This window comes from Saccharopolyspora sp. NPDC002686 (genome assembly GCF_040295745.1).
GTDB lineage: Bacteria > Actinomycetota > Actinomycetes > Mycobacteriales > Pseudonocardiaceae > Saccharopolyspora > Saccharopolyspora oryzae.
The window spans coordinates 1-5,627 of sequence record NZ_JBEOVY010000437.1 but is presented as its reverse complement, the minus strand read 5'-3'; the positions used below and the strand labels follow the sequence as shown (position 1 = coordinate 5,627).

The 5,627-nt window shown below is 67.6% G+C and carries 5 protein-coding genes; 4 read left to right on the top strand and 1 reads right to left on the bottom strand.

Annotated elements, in window-relative coordinates; translation table 11 throughout:
* Positions 1-122: 122 nt before the first annotated feature.
* A complete protein-coding gene (gene mshC / locus ABTZ89_RS34830) occupies positions 123-1,358 on the bottom strand; it encodes a cysteine--1-D-myo-inosityl 2-amino-2-deoxy-alpha-D-glucopyranoside ligase (RefSeq protein ID WP_270950671.1) in 1,236 nt (411 codons plus the stop codon).
* Positions 1,359-1,889: 531 nt separating this feature from the next.
* Here mshC and ABTZ89_RS34825 point away from each other — a divergent pair.
* The 4 genes from ABTZ89_RS34825 to pcm all read left to right on the top strand — a co-directional run.
* Positions 1,890-2,939: a quaternary amine ABC transporter ATP-binding protein gene (locus ABTZ89_RS34825; RefSeq protein ID WP_408641882.1), complete on the top strand. Its 1,050-nt coding sequence runs from the start codon at positions 1,890-1,892 to the stop codon at positions 2,937-2,939.
* Positions 2,932-3,828: an ABC transporter permease gene (locus ABTZ89_RS34820; protein ID WP_270950670.1), complete on the top strand. Its 897-nt coding sequence runs from the start codon at positions 2,932-2,934 to the stop codon at positions 3,826-3,828. Before ABTZ89_RS34825 ends, ABTZ89_RS34820 begins: the two co-directional genes overlap by 8 nt.
* Before the next feature lie 37 nt (positions 3,829-3,865).
* On the top strand, positions 3,866-4,762 hold the full coding sequence (locus tag ABTZ89_RS34815) for a glycine betaine ABC transporter substrate-binding protein (protein WP_270950669.1): 897 nt from the start codon (positions 3,866-3,868) through the stop codon (positions 4,760-4,762).
* Positions 4,763-4,782: 20 nt separating this feature from the next.
* Positions 4,783-5,627: protein-L-isoaspartate O-methyltransferase (pcm, locus tag ABTZ89_RS34810; protein WP_351052943.1), on the top strand; the 845-nt coding region annotated here is incomplete at its 3' end.

Below are 5,627 nucleotides of genomic sequence, written 5' to 3'. Positions count from 1 at the left end.
CCTGGCGAGGACGCCCCAACTGCCGTGTATTGGCATACATAAAGTTGGGCACCCGCAGTCCAGGCGGCGTCTGAGGTTCCGCTACCGGCACCGCTTCGCAAAACGAGTGCTTCAGACAGGAATCAGAGTTCGACGCCGAGAAGGGCGTCGACGGCGGTGCGGATGAGCTGGGGTGCTTCCGCGTCGGAGCCGCCCGTGGTCAGCGCCTCCTCCACCCACGCGTCGATCGCCCGCAGGGCCTGCTGGGTGTCCAGGTCGTCGGACAGCCGCTCGCGCAGCTCGGCGACCGCCGCCTCCGCCGACGGCGCGGACTCCAGCTCGACCGCCTGGCGCCAGCGCGCCAGCCGCGCTGCACCGGCGGTCAGGGCGTCAGCCGTCCAGGAGCGGTCGGTGCGGTAGTGGCCGTCCAGCAGCGCCAGCCGGATGGCCATCGGGTCCACCCGGTCGCCGCGCAGCCGGGACACGAACACCAGGTTGCCCTTGGACTTGGACATCTTCTCGCCGTCCAGCCCGATCATCCCGGCGTGCACGTAGTGCTTGGCGAACGGGAACTCGCCGGTCAGCGACTCGGCGTGCGCCGCGCTGAACTCGTGGTGCGGGAAGATCAGGTCCGAGCCGCCGCCCTGCACGTCGAAGCCCAGGCCCAGCCGGTTCAGCGCGATGACCGAGCACTCCAGGTGCCAGCCCGGGCGGCCCGGCCCCAGCTCGGACTCCCAGGACGGCTCGCCGTCGCGGGCGGCCCGCCACAGCAGCGCGTCCAGCGGGTGCTCCTTGCCCGCGCGGTCCGGGTCGCCGCCGCGCTCGGCGAAGAAGGCGGCCATGGTCTCGCCGTCGTAGTTCGACTCGTAGCCGAAGTGCCCGCTGGCCTGGTGGCGGAAGTAGACGTCCGGGTACTCGTCGTCGACCCGGTAGGCCGCGCCGGAGGCCAGCAGCTTGCCGACCGACTCGACGATCTCCGGGATGGACTCCACCGCGCCGACGAAGTCCGCAGGCGGCACGACCCGCAGCGCCTCCATGTCCTCGCGGAACAGCGCGGTCTCGCGCATCGCGAGCACCACCCAGTCTTCGTTGTCGCGCTCGGCGCGCTCCAGCAGCGGGTCGTCGATGTCGGTGACGTTCTGCACGTAGTGCACCTGGTGACCGTTGTCCAGCCACACCCGGTGGACCAGGTCGAACGCCAGGTAGGTGGCGGCGTGACCGAGGTGGGTGGCGTCGTACGGGGTGATGCCGCACACGTACATCCGCGCGACGGGGCCGGGCTCGGTGGGCTTGACCTCGCCCGCCGAGGTGTCGAACAGGCGCAGCGGACGTGGCGTGCCGGGCACTCGAGGCACGGGAACCGATGACCAGGGTTGCATGCTCCCGACCTTAAACGTCCCGCTCCGACCGATGCCGCCGTCCGGGGGATAGCCCGTATCACATCGTGGGAGGCGGCGGCTCCCACTTACGTCTCAGAGCGCCGGAGAACGCTTCTGGACCAATCGGATTTAGATCGTTAAACCACGCCGAATTCGATCTTGTCGAAAAGGGGTTGAAAACAGTCATATGCACACGATCAGCGGCGAGATGATCATTTAGGTGCGGTCGTTCGGCCGTACTTCCACTGAAGTGGGATCCTTATCTTAAAAAACAGCATATTCGCACGTCAGAGCAGGATGTAAGTCCTGGTCAGACGCCTCGGTCAGCGCATCTGGAGTGTCTCGATCGAAATAAGATCTTCACCCGATCGGCTGGACACGCGCATTCCGAGACGTATGATCTTCGAACTACATCGAAAGGACGAGGACGCGAATCCGGGAACCGTGATCGTCGGCTGGTCCGATGTATTCACGCTGTCCCCCGGTACGGGTGCGGACCACCGGTACCGGCGATGCGGGTGGAGGCGATCGGTGACATCGGTACGAGTGGAACGGCTCTACAAGATCTTCGGGCCGCAGCCGACGGAGCTGGTACGCCGCCTGGAGGCCGGAGCCGACCAGGACGAGATGAAAGAAGCCGGTGCCACGGCAGCGGTGGTGGACGCGTCGTTCGAGGTGACCGAGGGCGAGACGTTCGTCGTCATGGGCCTGTCCGGCTCCGGCAAGTCGACCCTGATCCGAATGCTCAACGGGCTGCTCACGCCCACCTCCGGCCGGGTGCTCGTCGACGGTGAGGACATCACCGGGATGTCGGGCAAGGCCCTGCGCACGATGCGCCAGGAGAAGATGAGCATGGTCTTCCAGCACTTCGCGCTGTTCCCGCACCGGACGGTGCTGGACAACGCCGCGTACGGGCTGAAGATCCGAGGCGCGAGCAAGACCGACCTGGTGGAACGGGCCAACGAGGCGCTGAACATGGTGGGCTTGGAGGGCTGGGGCGACCGGTACCCGCAGCAGCTCTCCGGCGGGATGCGGCAGCGCGTCGGCCTGGCGCGCGCCCTGGCCGCCCAGACCGACGTCCTGCTGATGGACGAGGCGTTCAGCGCGCTGGACCCGCTGATCAAGCGGGAGATGCAGGACCAGCTGCTCAACCTCAACGCCAAGCTGGGCAAGACGATCATCTTCATCACCCACGACCTCAACGAGGCGATGCGCCTGGGCGACCGGATCGCGATGATGCGCGCCGGCCGGATCGTCCAGATCGGCACCGCCGAGCAGATCCTGCGCGAACCGGCCGACGACTACGTGGCCAAGTTCGTCCAGGACGTCGACCGCAGCCGGGTGCTCACCGCGGCATCGCTGGCGGATCCGCAGGTCACCGCGCCGGACGACGTGGAGCCGGTGCCCGCCGACACTCCGATGAAGGAGCTGTTCCTGCGCCTGGGCGATCACCCGGACCCGGTGCCGGTGGTCGACGACGAGCGGCGCGTGCTCGGCGCGGTGACGTCCGCTGCGGTCTTCGAGGCGTTGAGCCGCGAGGCCGAGGTGCCCGCGGCGGTCAAGGAGGCCTCCGATGCGTGAAGCACTCCCCTTCCCGACCCAGTACGAACTCCCGCGCATCCCGGTCGGCGACTGGTTCGAAGCCGTCGTCGACTGGCTGAACAACAACGTCGGACCGCTGTTCAACTTCATCGACCTGGTGCTGCGCTCGGCGGTCAGCGGGTTGTCGTTCGCGCTGAACTTCCTGCCCGCGCTGGTCATGGTGCTGCTGTTCGCCGGCCTCGGCTGGTGGCTGCGCAGCTGGCGGTTCGGCCTGTTCGGCCTGATCGGCTTCGGGCTGGTGGCCAGCATGCAGGAGTTCCAGCCGGCGATGCAGACCCTGTCGTTGGTGCTGGTTGCCACCGTCATCTCGATCGCGATCGGCATCCCGCTGGGTGTGCTGATGGCGCGCAACAGCAAGGCGAGCGCGCTCCTGCGGCCGGTGCTGGACCTGATGCAGACCATGCCCGCGTTCGTCTACCTGGTCCCGGTCATCGTGTTCTTCAACATCGGTGAGGTGCCGGGCGTGGTGGCCACCGTCATCTTCTCGCTGCCGCCGGGCGTGCGGCTCACCGAACTGGGCATCCGGCAGGTGGACCACGAGGTGGTCGAGGCCGGCGAGGCGTTCGGCTCGCCGAGCCGCAAGATCCTCACCGGCATCCAGCTGCCGCTGGCCATGCCGTCGATCATGGCCGGCGTCAACCAGGTGATCATGCTGGCCCTGTCGATGGTGGTCATCGCCGGCATGGTCGGCGCCCCCGGACTGGGGTCGAACATCTACGAAGCCGTCACCCGCGTCCAGCTGTCCCAAGGTTTCGAAGCCGGACTCTCGGTGGTGATCCTGGCGGTCTACCTGGACCGGATCACCGCCGTGCTCTCGGACCGCTCGCCAGTGGCGCGTGCGGAGCGCAAAGCGGCGAAGACCGGATGAGCCCGGATCGGCAGCCGTCGCAGAAAGGCAGGTACGTATGTTGTCCAGCAGAAGATCACGGAGACTCTGCGCGCTCATCGCCGCGCTGGCCGCACTGGTCATGGTCGCCGCCGGGTGCGGTGGTCGCGGATCGCAGACCGGGCAAGAGGCCAAGTCCATCAACATCGGTTACATCGCCTGGGACGAGGACATCGCCGTCACCTACCTCTACAAGGAGCTGCTGGAGCGCAAGGGCTACACGGTCAACACGACCGAGCTGGAGGTCGGTCCGATCTACGCCGGGCTCGCCCAGGGCAACCCGGACCTCTTCCTCGACGGCTGGCTGCCGCAGACCCACGCCGACTACTGGAAGCAGTACGGCCCCAAGCTCGAGGACCTCGGCGTTTGGTACGACCAGGGCACTCTCAACATCGCGGTGCCGAAGTACATGACCGACGTCAACTCGATCGAGGACCTCAAGGGCAAGGGCCCCCAGTTCGGCGGTGTGATCACCGGAATCGACCCGGGCGCCGGGCTGACCCGCACCACGAAGGCCATGATCCCGGCCTACGGCCTGGGCGGTGAGTACCAGCTGCAGACCTCCTCGACCACGGCGATGCTGGCGTCGCTGGACAAGGCGGTCCAGGAGCAGAAGCCGATCGTGGTGACCCTCTGGCACCCGCACTGGGCCTACGCCCGCTACCCCCTGAAGGACCTGACGGACCCGAAGGGCGCGATGGGCAAGGCCGAAGAGCTGCACGCGATCGGCCGCGCCAACTTCAGCAAGGACTTCCCCGAGGTCACCGAGATGGTCAAGAAGTTCAAGCTGACCGACGACCAGCTGTCCTCGCTGGAGAACGAGATCAACAGCGCGCCGAAGGGCCAGGAGCAGGCGGCCGCCAAGAAGTGGGCCGACGCGCACCCCGATGTGATCAACTCCTTCGCCGGCAAGTGATCAACGGCTGATGAGGGCCGGTGGGCACGCCCCACCGGCCCTTTTCGCTGCCTCGAGCAGGAATCGATCTGCTTGTCACCGCGGGGCCGGCGGTTGAAGATGCAGGTGGGAGCAAGGCGATGCATTCCGGGCCCGAGGATCTCGTTCGCGCGGCTCGACGCGCGGGCGTCAGCGACGAGCGCGTGCTCACCGCGCTACGCGCAACGCCGCGCGAGGCCTTCGCACCGCTGGAAGACCGCCGCGCCGTTTACGACGACGCGCCCCTGTGGATCGGTCATGGCCAGGTCACCACGCAACCTTCGCTGTCGGCGCTGATGCTGGAAGGTCTCGCCCTCGTCGGCGACGAGCACGTTCTGGAGGTCGGCACCGGCGCGGGGTTCCAGACCGCGCTGCTCGCGGCGCTGGCCGGTGATGTGGTCAGCATCGAGTGGTGGGCGGATCTGTCCGAGCAGGCCGGGCGGGTGCTGGATGCTGAAGGCGTCGGCAACGTCGAACTGGTCGTCGGCGACGGCAGCCGAGGAGTTCCGGAGCGGGCTCCTTACGACGCGGTCCTGGTCTCGGCTGCCGCGCTGGAAGTACCCGCGGCGCTGGTCGAGCAGCTGCGTCCGGGCGGGCGCCTGGTGCAGCCCATCGGTCCGGGCGGCGATGAGCAGGTGGTGCTGTTCGAGCGCGCGGGATCGGGACTTCGGCGCATCGACGTGCTCGTGCTGGCCCGGTTCGTGCCCATGCGGAGTCGCGACCAGCAGCGCGGCTTGCGAGGTGGTGGGGGTGGCTTTTGGTTTTGTATGACGCCCACCGAAAAGAACACCCCCCGGCCCCCGCCCCCGCGGGGGAGCTGGTGGGGGATAAAAAGCGCATTTAATAA

Coding starts and splice junctions, on each gene's coding strand:
- mshC (WP_270950671.1), bottom strand. CDS start 1,358: ATGCAACCCTGGTCATCGGTTCCCGTGCCTCGAGTGCCCGGCACGCCA.
- ABTZ89_RS34820 (WP_270950670.1), top strand. CDS start 2,932: ATGCGTGAAGCACTCCCCTTCCCGACCCAGTACGAACTCCCGCGCATC.
- ABTZ89_RS34815 (WP_270950669.1), top strand. CDS start 3,866: ATGTTGTCCAGCAGAAGATCACGGAGACTCTGCGCGCTCATCGCCGCG.